This window comes from Bacillus sp. AF23 (genome assembly GCF_020861455.1).
Taxonomy (GTDB): domain Bacteria; phylum Bacillota; class Bacilli; order Bacillales; family Bacillaceae; genus Bacillus; species Bacillus halotolerans.
This window is the reverse complement of the sequence record NZ_JAJHVY010000017.1, coordinates 530,940-555,371: the sequence shown is the minus strand read 5'-3', so window position 1 is coordinate 555,371 and position 24,432 is coordinate 530,940. Positions and strand designations below refer to the sequence as shown.

At 44.0% G+C, this 24,432-nt stretch carries 26 protein-coding genes, 6 tRNA genes, 1 pseudogene and 1 riboswitch; of the genes and pseudogenes, 25 read left to right on the top strand and 8 right to left on the bottom strand.

The annotated features are described in order from the left end of the window. The first annotated feature begins 5 nt into the window (after positions 1-5). The 5 genes from LNN34_RS11815 (at position 6) to LNN34_RS11795 (ending at position 709) form a co-directional block, all read left to right on the top strand. Positions 6-77: transfer RNA gene (locus LNN34_RS11815), tRNA-Gln, on the top strand. Between the two features lie 49 nt (positions 78-126). Beyond that, positions 127-201, top strand: a tRNA-Gly gene (locus LNN34_RS11810). Between the two features lie 5 nt (positions 202-206). Beyond that, positions 207-277, top strand: a tRNA-Cys gene (locus LNN34_RS11805). A 7-nt stretch (positions 278-284) separates the two neighbouring features. Further along, positions 285-373 (top strand) — tRNA-Leu (locus LNN34_RS11800). 254 nt (positions 374-627) lie between these two features. Beyond that, a tRNA-Leu gene (locus LNN34_RS11795) sits at positions 628-709 on the top strand. Positions 710-807: 98 nt separating this feature from the next. Here LNN34_RS11795 and LNN34_RS11790 read toward each other — a convergent pair. Next, positions 808-1,584: a sporulation protein gene (locus LNN34_RS11790; RefSeq protein ID WP_229043452.1), complete on the bottom strand. Its 777-nt coding sequence runs from the start codon at positions 1,582-1,584 to the stop codon at positions 808-810. Positions 1,585-1,737: 153 nt separating this feature from the next. Here LNN34_RS11790 and LNN34_RS11785 point away from each other — a divergent pair, with 153 nt between their 5' ends. Next, positions 1,738-1,935 (top strand): hypothetical protein, encoded by a 198-nt coding sequence (locus tag LNN34_RS11785; protein WP_010333477.1) that lies wholly within the window; start codon positions 1,738-1,740, stop codon positions 1,933-1,935. Positions 1,936-1,975: 40 nt separating this feature from the next. On the opposite strand, the gene LNN34_RS11780 is transcribed toward LNN34_RS11785, so the two are convergent. Genes LNN34_RS11780 through LNN34_RS11770 form a run of 3 tightly spaced genes read right to left on the bottom strand, consistent with a single transcriptional unit; the run spans position 1,976 to position 3,713 of the window. Continuing rightward, positions 1,976-3,112: a zinc-dependent alcohol dehydrogenase gene (locus tag LNN34_RS11780; protein WP_059336490.1), complete on the bottom strand. Its 1,137-nt coding sequence runs from the start codon at positions 3,110-3,112 to the stop codon at positions 1,976-1,978. Between the two features lie 20 nt (positions 3,113-3,132). Then, positions 3,133-3,492 (bottom strand): spore coat protein, encoded by a 360-nt coding sequence (locus tag LNN34_RS11775; protein ID WP_010333479.1) that lies wholly within the window; start codon positions 3,490-3,492, stop codon positions 3,133-3,135. Next, entirely contained in the window at positions 3,489-3,713 is a 225-nt protein-coding gene (locus LNN34_RS11770; RefSeq protein WP_024120670.1) for a hypothetical protein, read from the bottom strand. Before LNN34_RS11770 ends, LNN34_RS11775 begins: the two co-directional genes overlap by 4 nt. Before the next feature lie 101 nt (positions 3,714-3,814). On the opposite strand from LNN34_RS11770, the pseudogene LNN34_RS11765 reads away from it, so the two are divergent. From LNN34_RS11765 to LNN34_RS11755, 3 genes and pseudogenes are all read left to right on the top strand, one after another. Next, positions 3,815-4,505: pseudogene (locus LNN34_RS11765) on the top strand (Type 1 glutamine amidotransferase-like domain-containing protein). A gap of 68 nt (positions 4,506-4,573) precedes the next feature. After that, positions 4,574-4,681: riboswitch (TPP riboswitch) on the top strand. A gap of 132 nt (positions 4,682-4,813) precedes the next feature. Further along, a complete protein-coding gene (gene thiC / locus LNN34_RS11760; RefSeq protein ID WP_229043489.1) occupies positions 4,814-6,586 on the top strand; it encodes a phosphomethylpyrimidine synthase ThiC in 1,773 nt (590 codons plus the stop codon). 142 nt (positions 6,587-6,728) lie between these two features. Next, positions 6,729-6,914: an FbpB family small basic protein gene (locus tag LNN34_RS11755; RefSeq protein ID WP_229043487.1), complete on the top strand. Its 186-nt coding sequence runs from the start codon at positions 6,729-6,731 to the stop codon at positions 6,912-6,914. A gap of 38 nt (positions 6,915-6,952) precedes the next feature. Here LNN34_RS11755 and katA read toward each other — a convergent pair whose 3' ends face one another. Further along, positions 6,953-8,404, bottom strand: a complete 1,452-nt coding sequence (gene katA, locus LNN34_RS11750; protein WP_069486281.1) for a catalase KatA — start codon at positions 8,402-8,404, stop codon at positions 6,953-6,955. A gap of 397 nt (positions 8,405-8,801) precedes the next feature. Between katA and LNN34_RS11745 the strand changes: the two genes are divergently transcribed. From LNN34_RS11745 to rpsN, 6 genes are all read left to right on the top strand, one after another. Beyond that, positions 8,802-9,569, top strand: coding sequence for an ABC transporter ATP-binding protein (locus tag LNN34_RS11745; RefSeq protein WP_202647113.1), 768 nt, complete (start codon positions 8,802-8,804; stop codon positions 9,567-9,569). A gap of 17 nt (positions 9,570-9,586) precedes the next feature. Continuing rightward, positions 9,587-10,588: an aliphatic sulfonate ABC transporter substrate-binding protein gene (locus LNN34_RS11740; RefSeq protein ID WP_202647114.1), complete on the top strand. Its 1,002-nt coding sequence runs from the start codon at positions 9,587-9,589 to the stop codon at positions 10,586-10,588. Next, positions 10,582-11,415, top strand: coding sequence for an ABC transporter permease (locus tag LNN34_RS11735; RefSeq protein ID WP_082687952.1), 834 nt, complete (start codon positions 10,582-10,584; stop codon positions 11,413-11,415). Before LNN34_RS11740 ends, LNN34_RS11735 begins: the two co-directional genes overlap by 7 nt. Before the next feature lie 19 nt (positions 11,416-11,434). Continuing rightward, positions 11,435-12,571: an FMNH2-dependent alkanesulfonate monooxygenase gene (gene ssuD, locus LNN34_RS11730; RefSeq protein ID WP_044156667.1), complete on the top strand. Its 1,137-nt coding sequence runs from the start codon at positions 11,435-11,437 to the stop codon at positions 12,569-12,571. A gap of 91 nt (positions 12,572-12,662) precedes the next feature. Further along, on the top strand, positions 12,663-13,193 hold the full coding sequence (locus LNN34_RS11725; protein WP_229043485.1) for a hypothetical protein: 531 nt from the start codon (positions 12,663-12,665) through the stop codon (positions 13,191-13,193). 107 nt (positions 13,194-13,300) lie between these two features. Beyond that, the gene (rpsN, locus tag LNN34_RS11720; protein ID WP_227598365.1) at positions 13,301-13,570 is read left to right on the top strand and encodes a 30S ribosomal protein S14; all 270 of its coding nucleotides are present in this window, start codon (positions 13,301-13,303) and stop codon (positions 13,568-13,570) included. A 17-nt stretch (positions 13,571-13,587) separates the two neighbouring features. Here the strand turns inward: rpsN and LNN34_RS11715 are convergent, their stop codons facing one another. Further along, complete coding sequence (locus LNN34_RS11715; protein ID WP_229043451.1) at positions 13,588-14,061, bottom strand: hypothetical protein; 474 nt, start codon at positions 14,059-14,061, stop codon at positions 13,588-13,590. Position 14,062: 1 nt separating this feature from the next. Further along, on the bottom strand, positions 14,063-14,263 hold the full coding sequence (locus LNN34_RS11710) for a helix-turn-helix transcriptional regulator (protein WP_010333491.1): 201 nt from the start codon (positions 14,261-14,263) through the stop codon (positions 14,063-14,065). A gap of 193 nt (positions 14,264-14,456) precedes the next feature. On the opposite strand from LNN34_RS11710, the gene LNN34_RS11705 reads away from it, so the two are divergent. Further along, positions 14,457-14,530 (top strand) — tRNA-Gly (locus LNN34_RS11705). Positions 14,531-14,620: 90 nt separating this feature from the next. On the opposite strand, the gene LNN34_RS11700 is transcribed toward LNN34_RS11705, so the two are convergent. After that, on the bottom strand, positions 14,621-15,244 hold the full coding sequence (locus LNN34_RS11700; RefSeq protein ID WP_229043449.1) for a hypothetical protein: 624 nt from the start codon (positions 15,242-15,244) through the stop codon (positions 14,621-14,623). An 83-nt stretch (positions 15,245-15,327) separates the two neighbouring features. Here LNN34_RS11700 and queG point away from each other — a divergent pair, with 83 nt between their 5' ends. From queG to LNN34_RS11655, 9 genes are all read left to right on the top strand, one after another. Next, a complete protein-coding gene (gene queG, locus LNN34_RS11695; RefSeq protein WP_044156663.1) occupies positions 15,328-16,473 on the top strand; it encodes a tRNA epoxyqueuosine(34) reductase QueG in 1,146 nt (381 codons plus the stop codon). A gap of 79 nt (positions 16,474-16,552) precedes the next feature. After that, entirely contained in the window at positions 16,553-17,482 is a 930-nt protein-coding gene (locus LNN34_RS11690) for an amidase domain-containing protein (protein WP_229043447.1), read from the top strand. A 37-nt stretch (positions 17,483-17,519) separates the two neighbouring features. Beyond that, positions 17,520-18,002: a tRNA (uridine(34)/cytosine(34)/5-carboxymethylaminomethyluridine(34)-2'-O)-methyltransferase TrmL gene (trmL, locus tag LNN34_RS11685; RefSeq protein WP_081638260.1), complete on the top strand. Its 483-nt coding sequence runs from the start codon at positions 17,520-17,522 to the stop codon at positions 18,000-18,002. 112 nt (positions 18,003-18,114) lie between these two features. Next, a complete protein-coding gene (locus LNN34_RS11680) occupies positions 18,115-18,756 on the top strand; it encodes a YhbD family protein (RefSeq protein WP_069486287.1) in 642 nt (213 codons plus the stop codon). Then, positions 18,747-19,460: a bactofilin family protein gene (locus LNN34_RS11675; RefSeq protein ID WP_229043445.1), complete on the top strand. Its 714-nt coding sequence runs from the start codon at positions 18,747-18,749 to the stop codon at positions 19,458-19,460. Before LNN34_RS11680 ends, LNN34_RS11675 begins: the two co-directional genes overlap by 10 nt. 10 nt (positions 19,461-19,470) lie before the next feature. Next, positions 19,471-20,178: a hypothetical protein gene (locus tag LNN34_RS11670; RefSeq protein WP_229043443.1), complete on the top strand. Its 708-nt coding sequence runs from the start codon at positions 19,471-19,473 to the stop codon at positions 20,176-20,178. Positions 20,179-20,535: 357 nt separating this feature from the next. After that, positions 20,536-22,431, top strand: coding sequence for a serine/threonine protein kinase PrkA (gene prkA / locus LNN34_RS11665; RefSeq protein WP_024120689.1), 1,896 nt, complete (start codon positions 20,536-20,538; stop codon positions 22,429-22,431). A 178-nt stretch (positions 22,432-22,609) separates the two neighbouring features. Further along, positions 22,610-23,788, top strand: a complete 1,179-nt coding sequence (gene yhbH, locus LNN34_RS11660; RefSeq protein ID WP_229043442.1) for a sporulation protein YhbH — start codon at positions 22,610-22,612, stop codon at positions 23,786-23,788. Between the two features lie 158 nt (positions 23,789-23,946). Then, positions 23,947-24,411: a MarR family transcriptional regulator gene (locus tag LNN34_RS11655; RefSeq protein WP_044156656.1), complete on the top strand. Its 465-nt coding sequence runs from the start codon at positions 23,947-23,949 to the stop codon at positions 24,409-24,411. The last annotated feature ends 21 nt before the right edge of the window (positions 24,412-24,432 follow it).

Here is a 24,432-nt window from a genome sequence, read left to right as displayed (position 1 = left end):
ATCATTGGGCTATAGCCAAGCGGTAAGGCAACGGACTTTGACTCCGTCATGCGTTGGTTCGAATCCAGCTAGCCCAGTCTCACTTTTTTATATCGATTGAATATAATGTATTAAGTCCCTTAAAATGCGGAAGTAGTTCAGTGGTAGAACACCACCTTGCCAAGGTGGGGGTCGCGGGTTCGAATCCCGTCTTCCGCTCCAATTACGGCGGCATAGCCAAGTGGTAAGGCAGAGGTCTGCAAAACCTTTATCCCCGGTTCGAATCCGGGTGTCGCCTTTCTTTTGCCGGGGTGGTGGAATTGGCAGACACACAGGACTTAAAATCCTGCGGTAGGTGACTACCGTGCCGGTTCAAGTCCGGCCCTCGGCACCAATTTTACTTACTTGATAAGTTAAATTGGTGTTTGTGCTTGAAAATATAATGAAGTTAATCATATCAATGATCTACATAAGTAGATCATTTTTTTATTGTATGAAAGTGTCGATGTAAGCATTGGGCTGTATTTCATAAAAAGTCGCTTTAGCCCTTTATTATTATATTTCCCAAAAAACTTTTTTGAAATACATTGACACTTTATCATATCCATGATATATTTATATTCGTCGGTTAGGTACGACGTAAAACTTGCCGGTGTGGCGGAATTGGCAGACGCGCACGACTCAAAATCGTGTTCCTTCTGGAGTGTCGGTTCGACCCCGACCACCGGTATACAAAAGAACCCCGTTTCTTACTTATGTAAGAAACGGGGTTTTGTTTTCATTAAAAGAAGGAGCCTATATTAATAAGCATAGGCTCCTTTTTGTAATTTACTCAGCATATTGGTCGATGATCTCTTCTAAGACCTCTTCAAGTTGTTCGATATCTTCAAGCTCTGATTGTCTGAAACGGACACGTACGAGCTGCTCTCCGTCATTATACATCTCTTCCAGCCATCCACGCAGGCCTCTTGCCCGGCGATCGACTTCGAAAATAATTTCTAAACCGTCTTCCTCTAAAAGAAAAATAAGCTCTAATTCATCAAGCATCTGACGGTAATAGCCTGATGTTGGAACAAACTCAAATTCTTGAACGAAAGGCAGAAGGCGCTGGAAGTAAGATGCCTGTTCACAGTCTGCTTCGTTAAGACGGAAGCCAAGGTTCTCAATTGCTTCTAATACATTTTCAACCCAAGGGTGTGCTTCTACGAAGATACGATCGTGATCTGATTTATCAATACCGCCTTGAATGTCAAGGTCTGTCACTACTGCGACTTCTACCTTCCCTGCAGTAATCGGTGTATCAAGAGGCAGGATGAAGGAGAACGGAAATTGGTGTTCTTCTCCAGGCTGAATGGTGAATGAACCCGTTACCCGAAAAGAATGAATTGTTGCGTGTTTCCGGTGCTCTTCATCGTCTTTTACAATGACATATCTTGTGTTGAGCTGTAAGTCAATATAACGGATATCCTGGGCGATTTTCCCGCCTTTTACATGTACAGTTCCGCGGACTTCTTCTCCTGGACAATACACATCTTTCTCCAAAATGGTATCGATTTTTGCTGCGCCGATGCCGGCACTTGCTGCAAGTTTCTTAAAAAATGACATATTAGATATTCCCCTTTTTCTTTTTCTCAACAGTTATACGTGGGAAGAAGGAAAAAAGGTTCATTTATTTTGAAATAAATGAACCTTTTTTCCTATATTCGTTTATCTGAGGGACAGACTAAAAGTGATGCTTAAGTAAAGGAGGAGATATGAATGAATAAAGAAACGATGGTCGCTGATGAATTACATAGAATGTTTTTAGCTGGTGAGCTGCAAATCACAGTCGAGGAGGACATTAACAATCTTTCAGAAAGACTGAGAAGCGGTGAACTCAGATTAGACAGTTTGACCGGGGAAGATGCGTTTATAAAAGAAACAGTAAACGAAGCGTTAAGAAGAGTGGAGCAATAAAATAGAGAGACGGCTTCTCAAAATGAGAGACCGTCTTTTTTTATGGTTTAAGAAGCACTTTAATGGCTCCGTCTGTTTTCGTATCAAACACCTCATAACCGTGCTTTGCTTGATCTAACGGCAGAACATGTGTGATGATGTCGCCCGGATCTACTTTACCTGTAGCAATCAAATCATACAGGTACGGCATATAATGAATGACAGGGGCTTGCCCGGTTCTAACATTTACATTCCTTTGGAAGATGTCTCCAAATGGAAATGCATTGTATCTCATTCCATACACACCTGTCACCTGAATTGTGCCGCATTTTCTGACAGCCTGTGCCGCCGTTACCAGCGCACCCATGGCTCCGCCGTGCATTTTAACACCGGTGGCGAGAAATTCAAGCGGGGACATTTTGCCGTCCATTCCGACGCAGTCGATGACAACATCTGCACCGCCCTGTGTGATTTCTTTCAAATATGAACCGGCGTTTTCATGATGCTCGAAATTAACGATTTCTACATTGTTTGTTTTTTTGGCGTGCTGAAGGCGATAGTCTACATAATCCACTGCAATGACTCTTTTGGCGCCTTTCATCCATGCGAATTTTTGCGCGAGCAGCCCGACAGGACCGCAGCCGAGAATAATGACGGTATTTCCCTCTTTTACTCCTGCGTTGTCTACGCTCCAATAGGCTGTCGACATAGCGTCTGAAAGCAATACTAATTTCTCATCTTCTACTTCACAGTCATCAGGCAGTTTAAAGGGAGTGAAGTTAGCATAGGGGACGCGCATGTATTCAGCCTGGCCTCCGGGATAGCCGCCTGCTGAGTCTGAATAGCCAAAATAAGCGCCGACTTCGCCGTTTGCATTTGAATTGTCACATTGGCTTTCAAGCTGGTTTTTGCAGAAAAAACATTCGCCGCAGCTGACGTTAAACGGTATGATGACACGATCGCCTTTTTTAACCTTGTGAACGTCGGGGCCTGTTTCTTCAACAATGCCCATTGGTTCATGGCCGATGATATAATCTTCAGGAAAATTGGGAACCATGCCGTGAATTAGGTGTAAATCAGATCCGCAGATTGCTGTGGTTGTCAGTTTGACAATGATATCATCAGGCTTTTTGATTTCTGGCGCTTTTACCTCTTTGACGCGGACGTCTTTAATGCCTTGATACGTAACAGCTTTCATTCATGATGTCTCCTTATTGTTTAGTGATCGGGCGTTGCGAATGTTCCGAGACGGTTCGTGTTATCAGGAAAAAGTTTTAGCCCGGCGATATCAACGGCTGTTTGTGCTGATTTCATATCGATTTGAAATTGTTTGTCCAAGTCAGAAGGGAAAAGCCAGCCTTTTTCCATCATGAGCTGTGATAGTTCTCCATGCAGGTAAATAGCAGCGTCTAATTGATTGCGCAATGCTGTTCTGAGTTCTGGGCTTGCGGTTTCCGTGATGGCGACAGCATAATTTTTGATACCGGTTTTTACGGAAATTAAGAAATCAAGGGCAAGTGCTGAATCAGCAAGGTCAGGCATGCCTTTTGCGTTTTTTGGGTCTAAGAAATCGTTCAATGATAGTCACCTCCTGTTATTGTCGGGGCCTTTTGATAGAGGCTCTGAAGCTCAGTTACGTCCCGTACAGACTGCTGTACATCCTTCTCCATAAGGGCTCTCAGTTCCTGATCGAACACCAGTCCCTGCATCATTTTTGATTTAAGTAAACATACGGTTTTGAAGTTGAGGATTTCGTGTAAATCAACTGTTTCGTGGTTTGCCAAACGGTCTTGTTCCATTTTTTCGGTCACCTCCTGATTCAAAGGTATTTTTACCTTGTATCATGCTTTTATGCGAAAGTGCTATAATGGGTAAAATATTTTCTTGGGGGAGTCGGATGATGAAACAGATTATTGCGATGGGCGGCGGAGGTTTTTCAATGGAACCAGATCATCTCGTTCTTGATCAATTTATCATTAATCAGTCAAAGCAGCCCTCACCTCGCATTTGTTTTTTGCCAACGGCAAGCGGGGATGCGGAGAACTATGTTCAGCGGTTTTACCATGCTTTTCAAAAGCTTGATTGTGACCCGTCTCATTTGTCTTTATTTAAGCCGCCGACAACAGATTTAGCCTCCTTTATTATGGAGAAAGATGTGATTTATGTCGGAGGGGAAATACAAGAAATTTGCTGGTGCTGTGGAAGGAGTGGGGACTGGATCACATATTGAAAAAAGCTTGGGAGAAGGGGATTATTTTAGCGGGATTAAGTGCAGGTGCGATCTGCTGGTTTGAAGAAGGTGTGACGGATTCTGCCGGACCGCTGACCGGTTTGAAAAGCTTGGGTTTTTTGCAAGGCAGTTTTTGTCCTCATTATGATGGAGAAAAGGATCGGAGACCTGCATATCATCACATGATATCAGCGAAAGCGTTGAGCAGCGGTTATGCGGCGGATGATGGAGCAGCTCTGCATTTTATTGATGATCAGTTTTTTCAGGCTGTAAGTTCAAGATCTGATGCAAATGCGTATCAGGTGGTGCTTCATGAAAATGAAATCTCTGAAATAGATTGCCGATTACATATTTGTTTTGAATTTGCTGAATATTTTATACATTGCTCTTTTTTTCAGTTTGTTTTTATGATACGATAAGTGCGAAATTAATAGTTACTGGGGGTGCCCGCTGACGGGCTGAGAGAGAAGATATGCTTCTTAACCCTTTGGACCTGATCTGGTTCGTACCAGCGTGGGGAAGTAGAGGAATTGTTTTTATTATTGCTGAATACTGCAATAATATGTTTCTTTCTGACTGTAACCGGGTTCATTCAATTGAATCCGGTTTTTTGTGCTGGTTATGGGCTTGATTTTGTCCTTTCAAACAAAGAGAGGGGAAGGATAAGTGATGCAAAATCATTCAGTGCAGCAAGCCAACATTTCCATTATGTCGAGTTTTTCGGGGAGTAAAAAAGTATATGTAGAGGGGGCTTCGCCGGATATTCAAGTGCCGATGAGAGAAATCGAACTCAGTCCGACGACAGGATCATTCGGCGAAGAGGAAAACGCGCCGGTTCGTGTCTATGATACAAGCGGACCGTATACGGACCCCGATGTAAAAATTAATATTCAAGAAGGTTTAAAACCGCTTCGGCACAAGTGGATCACTGGGCGCAGCGATGTTGAGGAATACGATGGACGTGCTGTGAAGCCAGAAGACAACGGCTATAAAAAGGCTAACCCTAATGTAAGCTATCCCGGGTTAAAACGGAAACCGCTGCGGGCGAAAACAGGCCAAAATGTCACTCAAATGCATTATGCGAAAAAGGGGATAATTACCCCTGAAATGGAGTTTATCGCTATTCGTGAGCATGTGACCCCCGAATTTGTCAGAGATGAAGTAGCCAGCGGCCGGGCGATTATTCCAGCAAATATTAATCATCCGGAAAGTGAACCAATGATTATCGGCCGAAATTTCCATGTGAAAATTAATGCGAATATCGGAAATTCAGCGGTTACATCTTCGATTGAAGAAGAAGTGGAAAAAATGACGTGGGCAATTCGCTGGGGAGCAGATACGATGATGGATCTTTCCACAGGGAAAGACATTCATACGACGCGTGAATGGATTATCCGAAATTGCCCGGTTCCTGTTGGCACCGTTCCGATCTATCAAGCGCTTGAAAAAGTAAACGGTGTAGCGGAGGATTTAACGTGGGAAATCTACCGTGACACGCTGATTGAGCAGGCTGAACAGGGTGTGGATTATTTTACGATTCACGCGGGTGTTTTGCTGCGATATGTGCCGCTAACTGCTAAACGGACAACGGGAATTGTGTCACGCGGAGGAGCGATTATGGCCCAGTGGTGTCTGGCTCATCATCAGGAAAGCTTTCTGTATACTCATTTTGAAGAAATCTGTGAAATTATGAAAACATATGATATTGCCTTTTCTCTTGGAGACGGGCTTCGCCCAGGGTCAATTGCCGATGCCAATGACGAAGCGCAATTTGCTGAATTAGAGACTCTCGGAGAACTCACACAAATTGCCTGGAAGCATGATGTTCAGGTGATGATTGAGGGGCCGGGTCATGTGCCGATGCATAAAATCAAAGAGAACGTCGATAAACAAATGGAAATCTGTAAAGAAGCGCCTTTTTACACGCTAGGGCCGCTGACGACAGATATTGCACCGGGCTATGACCACATTACTTCTGCGATCGGAGCAGCGATGATCGGCTGGTATGGAACGGCCATGCTTTGTTATGTGACGCCGAAGGAGCATCTCGGGCTGCCAAACCGTGAAGATGTGCGGGAAGGGGTTATTACATACAAAATTGCGGCGCATGCGGCTGACCTTGCAAAAGGGCATCCGGGAGCGCAAATACGAGATGACGCTTTATCAAAAGCCCGCTTTGAATTCCGCTGGCGAGACCAATTTAACCTGTCGCTTGATCCGGAAAGAGCGCTTGAATATCATGATGAGACCCTGCCTGCTGAAGGGGCGAAAACGGCTCATTTCTGTTCGATGTGCGGGCCGAAATTTTGCAGCATGAGAATTTCTCAGGATATCCGTGATTATGCCAAAGACAAAGAGCTTAATGAGTGGGATGCCATTCAAGAGGGCATGAAAGAAAAAGCCGAGGAATTTGTGAATCAAGGGAGCAAACTTTATAAGTAACAGTATAGAAAGTCATTGACAGGCCGAATTGAATACGTTTAAATATAGCTAATATACATTTCCAACATTTGCTGATCGGATCACCGAAGGCTCTTATCTTTTGAGATAAGAGCCTTTTTTATTTTTAAAGGAGGGAGAAATGATGGGAACCAAAAAAGAGAAAGGGAGAAGACGCTTCAGAAAACGAAAAACATATGGCAATCAGATGCTGCCGCTGGCGCTTCTTATTGAAAAGAACAAGCGGGAGATAATGAATAGTGACGAGTTAATGGAGAAAATTTATATGAAGATTGACGAGAAGCATACGGCAATCCGTAAATCTATGTAAAAAACCCGCTGTTTATTCAGCGGGTTTTTTCTATGCTATTAAACTTCTTTTTTAATCGGCAAACCTAAGCCCTCTGCCACGCGTCTTCCGTATTCAGGATCAGCTTTGTAAAAGTGCTCGATTTGGCGGAGTTTGATATCTTCTTTTTCTACCGGTTTCATTGCATTTACGATATTTTCTACAAGGCGGGTGCGTTCCTCTTCGCTCATTAAACGGTAGAGATCGCCGGCTTGTGTGTAGTGATCATTGTGATCGTAGCTTACGCTGTCAGCCATTCCTTGTACCGGATAAGCCGCTTGTTTATCCTCAGGTGACTCAGTCGGTCCGCCGAAGCTGTTTGGCTCGTAGTAGACGGAGCCGCCGCCGTTATTGTCAAAGCGCATTTGTCCGTCACGCTGATAGTTTCTTACTTCGTTGCGTGCGCGGTTGATCGGCAGGGCCTGGTGGTTTGCTCCGACACGGTAGCGATGCGCATCATGATACGCAAACAGACGCCCTTGAAGCATTTTATCCGGTGATACATCAATACCGGGGACCAGTGTTCCAGGTGAGAATGTTGCTTGTTCTACTTCGGCAAAGTAGTTTTCCGGATTTCTGTCAAGAACCATACGGCCGACTTCAATGAGCGGATAGTCTTTTTGAGACCATACTTTTGTGACATCAAACGGATCGAAGCGGTACGTATTTGCATCTTCTAAAGGCATGATTTGCACATATAATTTCCATGCAGGGAAATCGCCGTTTTCGATTGCATTGAACAGATCTTCAGTATGATAATCCGGGTTTTCACCGGCAATTTTTGCTGCTGTCTTCACATCAAGGTTCTTCACGCCTTGTTCTGTTTTAAAGTGATACTTGATCCATACGCCTTCGCCTTCGGCATTTGTCCATTTGAATGTATGGCTACCAAAACCGTGCATGTGGCGAAGTGTAGCAGGAATTCCGCGGTCAGACATCAGGATCGTCACTTGGTGTAGGGCTTCCGGTGAAAGTGACCAGAAATCCCATACAGCTGTAGGATTTTTCAAGTGTGTTTTTGGATCTCTTTTTTGTGTATGGATAAAATCAGGGAACTTAATCGCATCGCGGATGAAGAAGACCGGCGTATTGTTGCCGACGATGTCATAGTTTCCTTCTTCTGTATAAAACTTAACAGCAAATCCGCGCGGGTCGCGAACGGTGTCAGCAGAGCCAAGTTCACCGGCAACTGTTGAGAAACGGATGAACAAAGGTGTGCGTTTGCCGACTTCTGATAAGAAAGCAGCTTTTGTATATTTTGTTACATCGTTTGTCACTTCAAAATAACCGTGTGCGCCTGCACCTTTAGCGTGAACGACACGCTCAGGAACACGTTCTCTGTTAAAATGGGCCAATTTTTCGAGTAAGTGTACATCTTGGATTAAAGTTGGTCCGCGAGAACCGGCAGTCATTGAATTTTGATTATCTCCAACTGGAGCTCCCCAGCTAGTTGTCAGTTTATTTGAACTCATGTCATCACCTCTTGGAATTGATAAGAACATAATATCATCTCTAAGTAAAAAGTCAATATTATTTTATAATGATTATAAAATAATTATTTGTATAATACGATAAAAACTATTAAAAAAAGCAGAAAACCCTTGGCAGAACAGTTTAATAGAGATGATCGAGGGTTTATAGAAATAAGCGCTATTTGCGAATATGAGAAGTAAGTGATAAACATTCATCCAAAAAATGCTGAATAAAAAAGAGTTGACATATCGGAATAATTTGAATTAACATGATATTCAAACAAAAAAACAATTGGGCAGCTGATCGGACCGCCGAAGGCTCTCATCTCTACAAAAACAGAGATGGGGGCCTTTTTGTTTTTTAGAAGGCGGGGTTGGCAGAAGGAGAGGGATAAAAGTGGCTGTGACCATCAACATCAAGGAAAAAGCATTTGCTCAAGAAGGCCGCCAAACTACGGTCTTGGAGAATATTCAATTATCAATTGCACCGGGTGAGTTTTTAACGATCATCGGACCGAGCGGATGCGGAAAAAGCACACTTTTAAAGATAATTGCAGGACTTGATTCTGATTTTAGCGGGAGTGTCGAAATTAACGGACGCCATGTGACTGCACCAGGTATTCAGCAAGGATTTATTTTTCAGGAACACCGTCTTTTTCCTTGGCTGACGGTTGAGCAGAATATTGCCGCCGATTTGAATTTGAAAGATCCTGAAGTCAAACAGAAGGTAGATGAACTGATCGAGATTGTCAGATTAAAAGGATCGGAGAAAGCATATCCGCGTGAGCTGTCGGGCGGTATGTCTCAAAGAGTGGCCATCGCACGTGCTCTTCTGCGGGAGCCGGAGGTGCTGCTTTTGGATGAACCGTTCGGTGCGTTAGACGCGTTTACTCGAAAACACCTTCAAGATGTGCTGCTGGATATATGGCGGAGGAAAAAAACAACGATGATACTCGTCACACATGATATAGATGAATCTGTTTATTTAGGGAATGAGATTGCGATCCTAAAAGCCAAACCGGGAAAAATTCATAAGCTGATGCCAATTCATCTGGCTTACCCCCGAAACAGGATGACGCCTGACTTCCAAGCGATCAGACAGAAAGTGCTGTCGGAATTCGAAAAAACAGAAGACTTTGAGTATGCAGAAGGATCAGGGATATAGAAAGGGCTGAAGCAGAGATGAAAAAAGGAATCATTGTATTGGCAGCTATTTTTTTTCTGCTGGCAGGGTGCGGAGCAAATGGAGCCAGCGGTGATAAAAAACCATTGAAAGAAATTCGGATCGGGATACAGCAAAGCTTAAGCCCGCTTTTAATTGCCAAGGAAAAAGGCTGGTTTGAAGAGGCTTTCGAAAAAGAAGGCATCAAGGTGAAATGGGTGGAGTTTCAAAGCGGGCCGCCACAATTTGAAGGGCTTGCAGCAGATAAACTTGACTTTTCTCAAGTCGGCAATTCACCAGTGATCGCTGGACAGGCGGCAGGCATTGATTTTAAAGAAATCGGCTTGTCTCAGGACGGATTAAAGGCGAACGGCATACTTGTGAATCCAGACAGCGGGATTAAGGAGGTCAAAGATTTAAAAGGAAAGAAAATTGCTGTAGCGAAAGGCAGCAGCGGCTTTGACTTTTTGTATAAAGCGCTTGATCAATCAGGCTTGTCAGCTGATGATGTGACTGTTATTCAGCTGCAGCCTGATGAAGCGGCCTCTGCGTTTGAAAACGGTTCGGTTGACGCTTGGTCCATCTGGGAGCCGTACCTATCCTTAGAAACAATCAAACACGGAGCGAAACTTCTTGTGAATGGGGAAAGCACCGATTTATATTCACCAGGGTTTACATTAGTTAGAACAACATTTTCTAAGGAACATCCAGACGAAGTGGTCCGTTTTCTGCAGGTATTTAATCAGGCGGTTGTATGGCAAAAGGAACATCCGGGTGAAGCGGCTGACTTGTATGCAAAAATAAAAGATCTCGATAAAAAGGTCGTTGAAAATGTGCTGAAAAATACGGAGCCTCTGAATGAGGTTATTAGTGAAGACATTATAAAAGCGCAGCAGGAGACAGCGGATTTTCAATTTAAAACAAAAGCGATAGATAAGAAAATTGATGTGAGAGAAGTTGTTGATAATTCATTTATCAAAAAAGCGTTAAAGGAAAAAGTCTCTGGAGGTGATCCATCATGAAAGCAGAGGCTGCAGGTTCACTGCCGAAAGCAAATGCTGAAGCGATCCAAAGAAAGCCCCATAGAATCAAATACGGGTGGGCAAAGGGGCTTCTGCTGCCTGCTGTGATCATAGCCATCTGGCAGGTGATCGGCAGTCTTGGCATCGTGTCGGCGACAGTGCTCCCTACGCCTGTTGCGATCTTGCTGACGTTTAAAGAGCTCATTTTGACAGGCGAGCTCTTTGGCCATCTGCAAATCAGTATATATCGGGCAGCGCTTGGTTTTGTACTTGGTGCGGGGCTTGGACTTTTGATCGGAATTTTGGCCGGATTCTCTAAACGGACGGAGTTGTATCTTGACCCATCATTGCAAATGCTCAGAACCGTTCCGCATCTGGCTGTCACGCCGCTGTTTATTTTATGGTTCGGTTTTGATGAAATATCGAAAATTTTGCTGATTGCGCTCGGCGCTTTCTTCCCTGTGTATATCAATACATTTAACGGCATTCGCGGAGTTGACGCTAAGCTGTTCGAAGTTGCCCGGGTGCTTGAATTTAAATGGCACCAGCAGATGACAAAAGTGATTGTGCCGGCATCCCTGCCCAATATATTGCTCGGCATTCGCTTATCGCTGGGTATTGCATGGCTTGGGCTTGTTGTAGCGGAGCTGATGGGTTCAAGCTCTGGGGTCGGTTATATGATCATGGATGCCAGACAATTTTCACAAACAAATAAAGTGTTTGCGGGGATTATCATTTTTGCGGTGGTTGGAAAGCTGACGGATTCTTTTGTCAGGATGCTTGAACGAAAGCTATTAAAGTGGAGAAACAGTTACGAGGGAAAATAGACGAAAAGGAGAGATTGATATGGACATTCTTTGGTTTATTCCGACGCATGGAGACGCAAGGTATTTAGGGTCAGAAAGCGATGGACGGACGGCGGATCATGAATACTTTAAACAAGTGGCGCAGGCCGCTGACAGGCTGGGGTATACAGGAGTCCTTCTGCCGACGGGAAGATCGTGCGAGGACCCTTGGCTCACAGCCTCGGCGTTAGCCGGGGAAACAAAAGATTTAAAGTTTTTAGTCGCGGTACGGCCCGGGTTAATGCAACCTTCTCTTGCAGCCAGAATGACCTCTACCTTAGATCACATTTCAGATGGACGGCTGCTGATTAATGTTGTGGCAGGGGGCGATCCGTACGAGCTAGCCGGGGACGGACTGTTTATCAGTCATGATGAGCGCTATGAAGCAACGGACGAATTTTTAACTGTTTGGCGGGGGCTTTTGCGCGGAGAAACGGTCACCTATGAAGGAAAACATATAAAAGTGGAAAACAGCAATCTGCTATTCCCGCCGCGGCAAGCACCGCACCCGCCTATCTATTTCGGCGGGTCCTCACAGGCTGGAATTGAAGTCGCGGCAAAGCATACAGATGTGTATTTAACGTGGGGTGAGCCGCCTGAACAGGTAAAAGAAAAGATTGAGAGAGTCAAAAAGCAAGCGGAAAAAGAGGGAAGAACAGTGCGGTTCGGCATTAGGCTGCATGTGATCGCCCGTGAAACAGAACATGAGGCGTGGGAAGCGGCTGAGCGTTTAATCAGCCATTTGGATGATGACACGATTGCCAAAGCACAGAACGCTTTGCGCCGTGCTGATTCTTCGGGTCAAAAGCGGATGGCGGAGCTTCATCGAGGCGATCGGACAAAGCTTGAAATCAGCCCGAATCTATGGGCGGGTATCGGCCTGGTCAGAGGAGGGGCAGGAACGGCCCTTGTCGGAGATCCGCAGACCATTGCCGACCGCATAGCGGAGTACCACGCCCTCGGCATTGAATCATTTATTTTTTCCGGCTATCCTCATTTAGAAGAAGCGTACTATTTTGCAGAGCTCGTCTTCCCGCTTTTGCCGTTCGAAAATGAGCGGACAAGGAAACTTCAGAAAAAAAGAGGAGAAGCCGTAGGTAACACTTATTTTGTCAAAGAGAATCATGCATCAGTTTAAGTGAAAACACAGTCTCCGAACATGGTATGATAATCAAAAAAGGGGGCTGTTTTTCCTGAGAATACTTATAAGTGCCGTTACTCTGTTGGTCATGCTGTCCGCATGCGGAAATACGAAGCACATGGAAATCAAAGAGGCAGATGTTTCAGATATTGAAAAAAACAGAATGAAGATTGCGGCTCCGTATTCATTCGCTGCTGAAGTGACTAATATCAATGAAAGCATTTCTGAGGCTGACATGTACATTGAACATTACCAAAACGGAAAGCTTGTTGAAACGATAGGTCCGGTAACTGCTGATTTTACGGAAGAAAATCCCGCTACATTACAATTTGTTTATTTTGAGAATGAGGAAGATGAGAAAAAAATGAGCACCGTTCACTTTGGCATTGTTGATGAACAAGGGAGCAGCACGGCTGCTTCATCGTTTCAGCGTGACGTCAGCGCTGCACAGGAAATGACTCAAAATTTATCATCTGCGGAGCCAATTTCTTTCGGGAAACCGGTATTGATCGGCAGCAGCATAAAGGATTCTAACGGTACAATGAAAACCTCTGAAAACAAAAATGAACTGATTAAACATAAAGATGCTCTGCTTTATTATGTTGAATTGCATAAATAGAATGGACGGCTTCGGCCGTCTGTTTTACCGAGCGGTGTGCTTGCATTTTAGAATACATCATGATACATTTTAAATCGTAAATATTACGATTTAAAGGAGGCTTTTTCTTGGCTAAGAAATCAAAAGTGGCAAAAGAATTAAAACGCCAGAAGCTTGTTGAACAATATGATGCTATCAGACAAGAGTTAAAGGCAAAAGGAGATTACGAAGCACTCAGCAAGCTGCCGAGAGATTCAGCACCGGGAAGACTCCATAACCGCTGTATGGTAACGGGCCGCCCGAGAGGATATATGAGAAAATTTAAAATGTCCAGAATTGCATTTAGGGAGCTGGCGCATAAAGGCCAAATTCCGGGCGTAAAAAAAGCAAGCTGGTAAGAAAAAACTCCGGACGATTACACCGCGCCGGAGTTTTTTTCATTTTTTTTGAAGGAAATGACGTAGGATATGTGCTGGATAATCATGATGATAAACACGATAATAATAGGGAAAAAGGGAATGTGTGACTGAAACAGCGGGTAAAAAATGAGCAGGACAGCGGCGGCAGGCAGTGAAAAGTAGACGGCGATATATGACGCACGGCAGGCTTTTGCGGTCATCATCTGCTCTCTTTCATCCTGTTCCTCAAATTCATCTGGCAGCAGGAGGTTTTTTGACGCAGGTCGGCTTTTCTTTTGTAAATAGATATAAACTGCAGCTGCCGCAATAAAAAGAATAAACGGGGTAATGTTTATATCAAACATCATCTGGCCGTTCCTTGTGCTGAAAAAGGCTCCAATGCCTCCCGAAGCTTCAAAGTATGAAATCAGTGTCCAGCATGCAAGGCCGAACAAAACGAGGTGAAATGCTGCTTTTGTTTTCATGCTCATATTAGTCTTCCTCCTCTAGCCAAAAGACATCCTCCATTTTCATGGAGAAGGCTTTGCAGATTTTTAATGCTAATAACAGTGAGGGAACATAGTCTCCTTTTTCAATTGCTGCGACTGTTTGTCTCGTGACGCCGACCGTTTCTCCGAGTTTTTCCTGAGAATAGCTGAAGCGCGCTCTGAGCTCTTTCACTTTATTTTTCATCATGACGTCTGCCACCTTCACATTCTCACTTTCTTCCATTGTATAGTTTATTTAACATTATGTAAATGAAACTTAACAACATTTCAAAAATAAAAATTTCTTTCGACAAATTTTTTATATACTCTTGACGAAAAATTAATAAACGTGTAACATAATAAAAGTCAAAGCGGTGCTGACACCGACAATAACAAATGCGGGTGTAGTTTAGTGGTAAAACCTCAGCCTTCCAAGCTGATGTCGTGAGTTCGATTCTCATCACCCGCTCCATACATACGTTATTAACGCAGTGTTTCGTTTCTCAGATAAACGAAGTATTGCGTTTTTTTATGTGAAAAAGAACACGAATCTCGTGTTCTTTTACGTAAGCCAATGTACTGTATGGCCGCCGCCGTGAATTTGTTCAAACATTTTCGTTAATGATGTTAATAGGTTAACGGCGTTTTCTTTTTTAATCGATGGCGGGAAAAAGATGATTTGCAGCATGCTTTTTGTATCTGCTGTGACGGGTTTTTGATTGACTTTGTTTTTGAAATCGCCAAATACCCCGTCTTCATCAGAATAAATCAGTATGTTATCTTTTTCTCCTGCTGAAATCCGGACTGGCTCCTGGAGCTTGCCGGCATCATAGATCATAATGGGGAGAGAATATTTTAACGCGAAAAAATGTATGGTATCATGAGCTGAATCCTCGCTTTCCATGAATTGTTCTTTGGATATCGGGATCAGCATTTGCTCCATCGGCGTTTTTTCTCCCTCGAATGAAGGGTCAAGCTGCTTAAAGATTGTCTGCCATTCTTTAACGAAAGGCTGGCTGGAAATTCCGCCGTCCGCATAGTCAAAAAACAGGGACTCTTGAAATAAACGAAGTCTGCCTTTCAGCATTTGCGGAGAGGAGCCGACTTCAATATTTTCATATATCACAGCGGCTGCGTTTATTCCTGCCGCACGTTCAGTAATAACAGGATCAAGTTTGATATTCACATGCATTCACTCCAATTACGGGATATCAACCTATTATACAACGGCTTGTTGTTTTATCACAAAGAAAGGAGGCTGTGCAAAACATGAACGTTTATCAGCTGAAAGAAGAATTAATAGAATACGCGAAAAGCATTGGCGTGGACAAGATCGGTTTTACGACCGCTGATACATTTGACAGTTTAAAAGACCGTTTGATTCTTCAGGAGTCACTCGGATATCTTTCCGGTTTTGAAGAGCCTGATATTGAAAAAAGAGTGACGCCGACGCTGCTTTTGCCGAAAGCGAAATCAATCGTGGCCATTGCACTTGCTTATCCTTCGAGAATGAAGGATGCGCCAAGAAGCACGCGAACTGAGCGCAGAGGCATTTTTTGCAGAGCCTCCTGGGGAAAGGACTATCATGACGTCCTGCGGGAAAAGCTCGATCTTCTGGAGGGTTTTCTGAGAAGCAAGCATGAGGATATCAGGACAAAATCAATGGTCGATACGGGTGAATTGTCTGATCGGGCAGTGGCGGAACGGGCCGGAATTGGGTTCAGCGCCAAAAACTGTATGATTACAACGCCAGAGTACGGGTCTTATGTGTATCTAGCGGAAATGATTACAAATATACCTTTCGAGCCGGATGTGCCGATTGAGGATATGTGCGGATCATGCACCAAATGTTTAGACGCCTGTCCGACGGGAGCGCTTGTGAACCCTGGGCAGCTCAACGCTCAGCGCTGTATATCTTTTCTGACCCAGACAAAAGGATTTTTGCCGGATGAATTCCGCACGAAAATCGGAAACCGCCTGTATGGATGCGATACGTGCCAAACGGTATGTCCAATCAATAAAGGGAAGGATTTTCATCTTCATCCTGAAATGGAACCGGATCCCGAGATTGCAAAACCGTTATTGAAGCCGCTTTTAACCATCAGTAACCGTGAATTTAAAGAGAAATTCGGACATGTTTCAGGCTCGTGGCGCGGAAAAAAACCGATTCAGCGGAATGCGATTCTGGCGCTTGCCCACTTTAAAGACACCTCCGCACTGCCTGAACTGACGGAGCTTATGCATAAAGATCCGCGCCCGGTAATCAGGGGAACGGCTGCCTGGGCGATCGGGAAAATCGGAGACAACGCATACGCGGAGGAGCTTGAAAAAGCACTGGAAAAAGAAAATGATGAAGAGGCAAAGCAGGAAATTGAAAAAGGAATTGAATTGCTAAAAGCCGGCATGACTAAATAAGTCTTGTCCTGACATACGTATAGAGCAGAAGGAAAAAACACTTGAGATGCAGCCAAGTGTTTTTTCTCTATAAAAAAGTATGTCGGGTGGGGTGAGCTTGAAGCACATATTAGAACAACTAGCGGAGGAGCGTCTCAGCTATCTGGTCAACGGGCATGATCTGAGACAGGAGCCTCAAGTCGGAGACCTGGAAGTCATGGAACGAAAGAAAAAGCTTCTGGAAAAACGTAAGATTGAGATGATAAAAGCGAAAGCAAAAGCTGTCATTGACTATGTGCAGGTTGAGGATGACGGAACCGCCTGCATCAGGTATATCATACACTTCGAATATCTATACAAGGAGCAGGATGACAGTCTGTATATGGAAGAGCAGATAGAAGAAAGAGTCGCTTTTGTTTATGATCAAATTCTGATTAAGGATCAGGAAGTGATAAAAAAACCGGCGGGGTTTAGTGAAGGCCAAAGCATTATTGACTATTCACAGGAAGATAGGGAAGCGTTTGGCCGAGCTTTTCAATATGACCGGCTCGGAGCGGTACAATATGCCGAAAAATATTGGAACAAGCGTAATCCGGCTTATAAAAATTTCAGTGATAATTGTACGAATTTTATTTCTCAGTGTCTTCATGCAGGGGGAGCGCCAATGCGCGGCCACCCGAACAGAGGATCTGGCTGGTGGATGAAACAAAGCTCTTGGAGCTATAGCTGGACGGTGGCGCACTCGATGAAAATGTATTTGACGAATTCCAAGGCCGGCCTTCGGGCGGTTCGGGTGAAATCAGCGGATGAGCTGGTGCCGGGTGATGTGATTTGCTATGATTTTGAGGGAGACGGCCGGTTTAATCACACAACGATTGTGGTGGCGAAGGACAAAGGCAATATGCCGCTTGTCAACGCCCAGTCCTATGACAGCCGGATGAGGTATTGGTCATACGAGGATTCAACTGCATACACACCGTCTATCCGATATGCCTTTTTTCATATCGTTGATGATACGACAAAAGAGTAATTAATGATATAATGATGGGCGGATAAGAAAAATAGAGGTGAACACAGTGGCATTACATGTCGTTTTATATCAACCAGAAATTCCTGCTAATACAGGGAATATCGCACGTACTTGCGCAGCAACAGATACAACGCTCCACCTGATTCGTCCGCTCGGCTTTTCAACTGATGATAAAATGCTGAAGCGCGCCGGACTTGATTATTGGGAGTTTGTAAACGTAGTGTATCATGACTCGTTAGAAGAATTGTTTGAGGCATATAAAAAAGGGCAGTTTTTCTTTATCACGAAATTCGGCCAAAAGCCGCATACATCTTTTGACTACACGGATATTGACGAGGATTATTTCTTTGTGTTCGGAAGAGAAACAAGCGGCTTGCCAAAGGAATTAATTCAAAATAATATGGACCGATGCCTGCGTCTTCCGATGACAGAGCATGTCAGATCGCTAAATCTGTCCAATACCGCAGCGATTCTTGTGTATGAGGCGCTGCGTCAGCAAAATTACCGAGATTTAAAATAGTGAAAAACCCGCTCATGTGTATGGGCGGGTTTTTTGTGTTAAGGAACTTTATTCTGGGCTTAACAACGTAACAGTGTTATGTTACAATGTATCCATCAAAGGAGCTGGACTTATGGAAGATCAATTAATCTCTAAAAAAGAATTGCTTGAAGAAACATCCATCTCATACGGTCAGCTGTATCGATGGAAACGAAAAAATTTAATTCCTGAGGAGTGGTTTATACGTAAATCCACATTTACAGGGCAAGAGACGTTTTTTCCTAGAGAGGATATTTTAAAGCGCATTTCAATCATTCAAAAGATGAAAGAAAATTTGTCTTTGGATGAGATGCGGGAGATGCTGTCACCGAAAATGAAAGATGTGAGCATGACAGCTGATGAATTGCTGACGAAAGGTTTGATATCAAAGCCGGCTCTCCATGTCTTTTCAGAAGGCGGAGCAGACACGATGTTTTCTTCTCGGGATCTGTTGTCGCTGTATGTGCTTGAAGGGCTTTTACAATCCGGAAATGTCAGCTTGGAAGAAGCGAAAATGGCTGCCGAGGTATTGAGGAAGTATGATACAGCGGAGATCAAGAAGCAGACGGAACTGATCATTTTACGCAAGCTGGGTGTAACGACTTGTTTTATAGCGGCTGCCGCAGACAGCATCCTTTTTGAGTCGTCCGTCAAGATTGTCGAAAGAGTGGATTTAGCAAATGCTTCAGAGGAACTAAAGACAAAATATATGCAGGAGGGCCATCAATGGAAATAATGGATAATCTAGTGATAAACGGTACAGGGAGTTCAAAGGGCGGAAAATTTCAATCAGTTGAGATTAATGGCAGCGGAACCGTGGCCGGAGACGTGGAGTGTGACTCTTTTTCATTTAATGGGACCGGTAAAGCGGATGGGAACGTCAAGGCAAAAACAGTAACCATCAGCGGTTCAGGGAAAATTCATGGGGATGTTGAAGCAGAATCCATCCGCATGAATGGAACAGGCTTTATTCAAGGTGATACCGCCGCTAAACAATTGAAGGTTGCGGGATCGTCAGCATTTGGCGGAACAGTCAAGGCTGATGACATTGTGATCACCGGAAAGGCGGTCATGGAAGCTGATTGTGAAACGGAAACATTTCAGACCGAAGGCAAATGCAAAGTCAGCGGCCTTTTAAATGCTGATCAGGTGAATATCAAGCTTTCTTCCGGAGAGAGTTATGTGCGGGAAATCGGCTGCCGCCATCTTCAAGTGACGGGCAGAAAAGGGATGCTGACATTGCTGAAGCTGATGCCGATCCCTGTGTTAACGGCTGAACTGATCGAGGGGGACGTGATTGAGCTGACAAATACGAACGCCAAGACTGTGCGGGGAAATACAGTGAAAATCGGTCCGAACTGCCGGATTGAGACCGTGGAATACAGCGGCGATTATACTTGTGATCCGAACGCTTCGGTAGGCACGTACACAAGAATGTAAGGAGGATCATATGGAAACAGTAAAATTAGGGAATTTAAAATTATATGGTGCCGGGCACGCTGCGGGAGGTGCCTATCACCATGTCAGCATCAAAGGTGAAGGTACGGTTGGAGAAGGACTGTCCGCTGCAGGCTGCCGCATATACGGCACAGGCCGTTTTCTCGGGAACGCGGAGACTGAACGGCTGAAAGTATTCGGAGAAAGCGAGTTTGAAGGCGATTTGACTGCGGACAAAATCAGCATATATGGGACGATACAAGTCAGAGGCGCTCTTCATGTTGGCCGATTGAAGCTGAAGGGTCTGACTGAGATCGGCGGCAATATGGCAGGGGATTCGTGTGAAGCAAAAGGAAAGCTCAGCGTGAAAGGCGATTGTGAAATCGAATCGTTTCATATCACTGGCTGTGTGGACGTAACAGGTTTGTTGAATGCAGGCGAGATTGATATCGGATTGAGCCATGATGCCAGCCGGGTTCGGGAAATAGGCGGAACGTCCATTACTGTAAAAAAACGTGCGCGCTTTTTTACGCGAAAAAAAGCGAAACTAACTGCGGAGCTGATTGAAGGAGATAAAATCTATTTGGAAAATACCGAGGCGGCGGTTGTCAGAGGGAAAGAAGTCGTTATCGGGCCGGGCTGTAAAATCGGCACAGTTGAGTTTGAAAACAAATGCGAATGCGATCAGCATTCAAAAATGATGAAAAGAATTAAGTTGTAAAACATTGTTCTGTTACAAAGAAAAAGGGCGCTCTCAGGAGGGAGCACCCTTTTCTTTTTATTCTTTTCCCGGCTTGCTATCGTACCCTGCGGTAAAAATTGATACTAAAAAAGTGACAATGACTCCCATCATGATGATTGTTTTCACCGTCTCTCCCCCTCTTCAATTTTTCCTGCTGTCCGAGTCTGGATGATTCTGTATTTTCTTTATTATGAACGCACGCAGTCTGCCTTGTCAACGCTGTATAAGGTATCTTTATTTTTAAGAAACCAAAGCATGTATCACGAGCTGACGGCATAGATTGTATCAAAGTACCTTTTTTTGCACAGCGCATCAAACATGATAGAGGAGGTCCTTATGGATATATTAAAGAAAATTGAAAAGTACAGAGAGGAAGAGCAGCGTCTGAAATGGGAAGGAACATTCGCTGATTATTTGGAGATTATTAAAGAGAATCCAATGGTCGCGCAATCTGCTCATTCTCGTGTTTTTAATATGATAAAAGACAGCGGGATAGAGGAGATTGACGGACGGAAGAAGTACAGCTTTTTTGACCGCGAGCTGTTCGGGCTTGAAGAATCCCTCGAGCGCCTTGTGGAAGAATATTTTCATCCGGCAGCGAAAAGGCTTGATGTCAGAAAGCGGATTCTACTTTTAATGGGCCCTGTGAGCGGCGGTAAATCAACGCTGGTCACGATGCTCAAAAAAGGTCTTGAAGCGTACACGCTGACGGATAATGGTGCTGTATACGCGATTAAAGGCTGCCCGATGCACGAGGACCCCCTTCATTTAATCCCTCATCATTTGCGGGAGGATTTTTACAGAGAATACGGCATTCGAATAGAAGGAAGTCTTTCACCATTAAATGTGATGAGGCTGGAGGAAGAGTACGGAGGGCGTATTGAAGATGTGAGGGTGGAGCGGATCTTCTTTTCTGAGGATAAGCGTACGGGAATCGGCACCTTCAGCCCGTCTGACCCGAAATCTCAGGATATTGCCGATTTGACGGGAAGTATTGATTTTTCAACCATTGCCGAGTACGGTTCTGAATCTGATCCGCGCGCCTACCGGTTTGACGGAGAGCTGAACAAGGCGAACCGAGGCATGATGGAGTTTCAGGAGATGCTGAAATGTGATGAGAAGTTTCTCTGGCATTTGCTCTCACTGACACAGGAAGGGAATTTTAAAGCCGGGCGATTTGCGTTAATTTCTGCTGATGAGCTGATCGTAGCTCACACGAATGAAACGGAGTATCGCTCATTTATTTCTAATAAGAAAAACGAAGCCCTGCACTCCAGAATTATTGTGATGCCTGTTCCTTATAACTTAAAAGTGTCTGAGGAGGAAAGAATTTATGAAAAAATGATCGCAGAAAGTGATGTATCAGATGTTCATATTGCTCCTCACACCCTTAAGGTCGCCGCGATGTTTTCAATCCTTACGCGATTAAAAGAGCCGAAGCGGTCTGATATTGATCTGGTGAAGAAAATGAGACTGTATGACGGAGAAAGTGTGGAAGGCTTTAATTCAGTAGACGTTGAGGACATGAAGAAAGAATATAATGATGAGGGGATGAGCGGAATTGACCCGCGCTACGTGATCAACCGCATTTCTTCAACCATTATCAGAAAAAATATGGAGTCGATCAATTCCCTTGATGTTCTCCGTTCTTTAAAAGAAGGACTTGATCAGCATCCGTCTATTTCAAACGAGGATCGGGAGCGGTACTTGAATTTTATTTCCGCAGCACGTAAGGAATATGATGATATTGCGAAGAAGGAAGTCCAAAAAGCGTTTGTGTATTCATATGAAGAATCAGCCAAAACGCTCATGGATAATTATCTCGACAACGTAGAGGCTTATTGCAATAAAAATAAGCTGCGTGATCCTTTGACAGGGGAAGAAATGAATCCGGACGAAAAGCTGATGAGATCGATTGAAGAACAGATCGGCATTTCCGAAAACGCGAAAAAAGCGTTCCGCGAAGAAATCTTAATCCGCATCTCCGCGTATGCGAGAAAAGGAAAGCGGTTTGACTACAATTCCCACGAAAGACTGCGTGAAGCCATTCAGAAAAAATTGTTTGCTGATTTGAAGGATGTCGTTAAAATTACGACCTCAACGAAAACGCCTGATGAGCAGCAGCTGAAGAAAGTAAATGAAGTCGTCGCCCGTTTAATTGATGAGCACGGCTACAACTCGACGAGTGCCAATGAGCTGCTGAAATACGTCGGCAGCCTGCTGAACCGATAAGCAAGTGACCCGTCCGAACAGGGCGGGTTGTTTTGTACCATTTTCTAAATAGTTTGTCAATTAACTGTAGTGATGCGCATATGATGAATATAAATCTTTTCGAAAGACTTGTTTCATAATCTGGCACAAGCCGGAATAGGTATGTATCACGACCACAAATGGTTAAGGAGGGGAATTCATGTCCCAAAATGACAGCGGCCATTTTTTGATTTCTGAGGAAAACTGGTCCCTCCATCGCAAAGGCTTCGATGACCAGCAGCGCCACCAGAAAAAAGTACAGGAAGCCATAAAAAACAATCTCCCGGATCTCGTAACCGAGGAAAGCATTATTATGTCTAACGGCAAGGATGTAGTGAAAATTCCAATCCGCTCACTGGATGAGTATAAAATCCGCTATAACTACGATAAAAATAAACATGTAGGGCAAGGGGACGGCGACAGCCAGGTTGGAGATGTTGTAGCCCGGGACGGATCAGACAAAAAGCAGGGGCCGGGTAAAGGCCAGGGAGCCGGAGATCAGGCAGGCGAAGATTATTATGAAGCAGAAGTTTCACTAATGGATTTAGAAGATGCGCTCTTCAAAGAATTAGAGCTTCCGAATCTTCAGCAAAAAGAAATAGATAATATCATCCACACGGATATTGAGTTTAACGATATCCGTAAAACAGGGTTAACCGGTAATATTGATAAGAAAAGAACAATGATGTCGGCTTTTAAACGCAACGCGATGACAGGGAAGCCGTCTTTCTATCCGATTTATCCGGAGGACTTAAAATATAAAACATGGAATGATGTCACGAAGCCTGAGTCAAAAGCTGTCGTGTTAGCAATGATGGATACGAGCGGCAGTATGGGCGTGTGGGAAAAGTACATGGCGAGAAGCTTCTTTTTCTGGATGACCCGCTTTTTACGGACGAAATATGAAACTGTTGAAATTGAATTTATTGCCCATCATACAGAAGCAAAAGTTGTGTCTGAGGAAGATTTCTTTTCAAAGGGAGAAAGCGGCGGAACAATCTGTTCTTCCGTATATCGAAAGTCGCTTGAGCTGATCGATGAAAAATACAGCCCCGCCCGTTATAATATTTACCCTTTTCATTTCTCCGACGGCGACAATCTCACATCTGATAATGCCCGGTGCGTGAAATTGGTGAATGATATTATGAAGAAAGCGAATTTGTTCTGTTATGGCGAGGTCAATCAATACAATAGACACTCGACGTTAATGTCGGCTTATAAAAATGTGAAAGACGAGAAATTCAAATACTATATTTTAAAACAGAAGTCAGACGTTTTTCAGGCGCTGAAGAACTTTTTTAGAAATGAAGAAACTGGCATCAGCCATCAATTATCCTAGTGAAGAGCCCATTTCAGGGCTTTTTTTTATTTAAAAAAGTAAGAAAGCGATTACGAAAAAAATAAGAAGAAAAAAGGAATTTTTCCTTTGACAAATCTTCTTTCATTTATTAATATTTTATCTTGTGAACTATTATTGAGGAATGAGGTGAAAAGGAGTTGACTGAATCAGAACGTGCTTTGCTCACTTTTGAACAGCTCTTCGATACGTCTCGGTCTATCTATAAAAAACAGAAGAAGATATTGGAGATTGTGCTTGAGCCTTTTGATATTACAGTCCTTCAATATTTACTGATGTTTAAAATTCATCAAAGCGGAAGCACGCCGCTCAGCAAGCTGGCCATGTCTCTTGATCTTAAGCCTGCTTCTGTGACCCGGATGACCGATATCCTATATAACCGGCAATTGATGAATCGATATGACAGTCCGGATGACCGCCGTATCGTCATGATTCAGTTAACCGAAGAGGGGGAAGAACTTTTACAGAAAGCCGCTGTGCAATACGCAAAAATGGGCGCGAGCCTGTATCAGAAGCTTGACACGTCTCAGCTTCAATATTTGCGTAAGCTTGCCGGGAGTTTATCAAAACTCGCTGAAGGCTGTGCAGAAAAAAGCGGTAATTGAAAACTTCCCACATATTTTCAC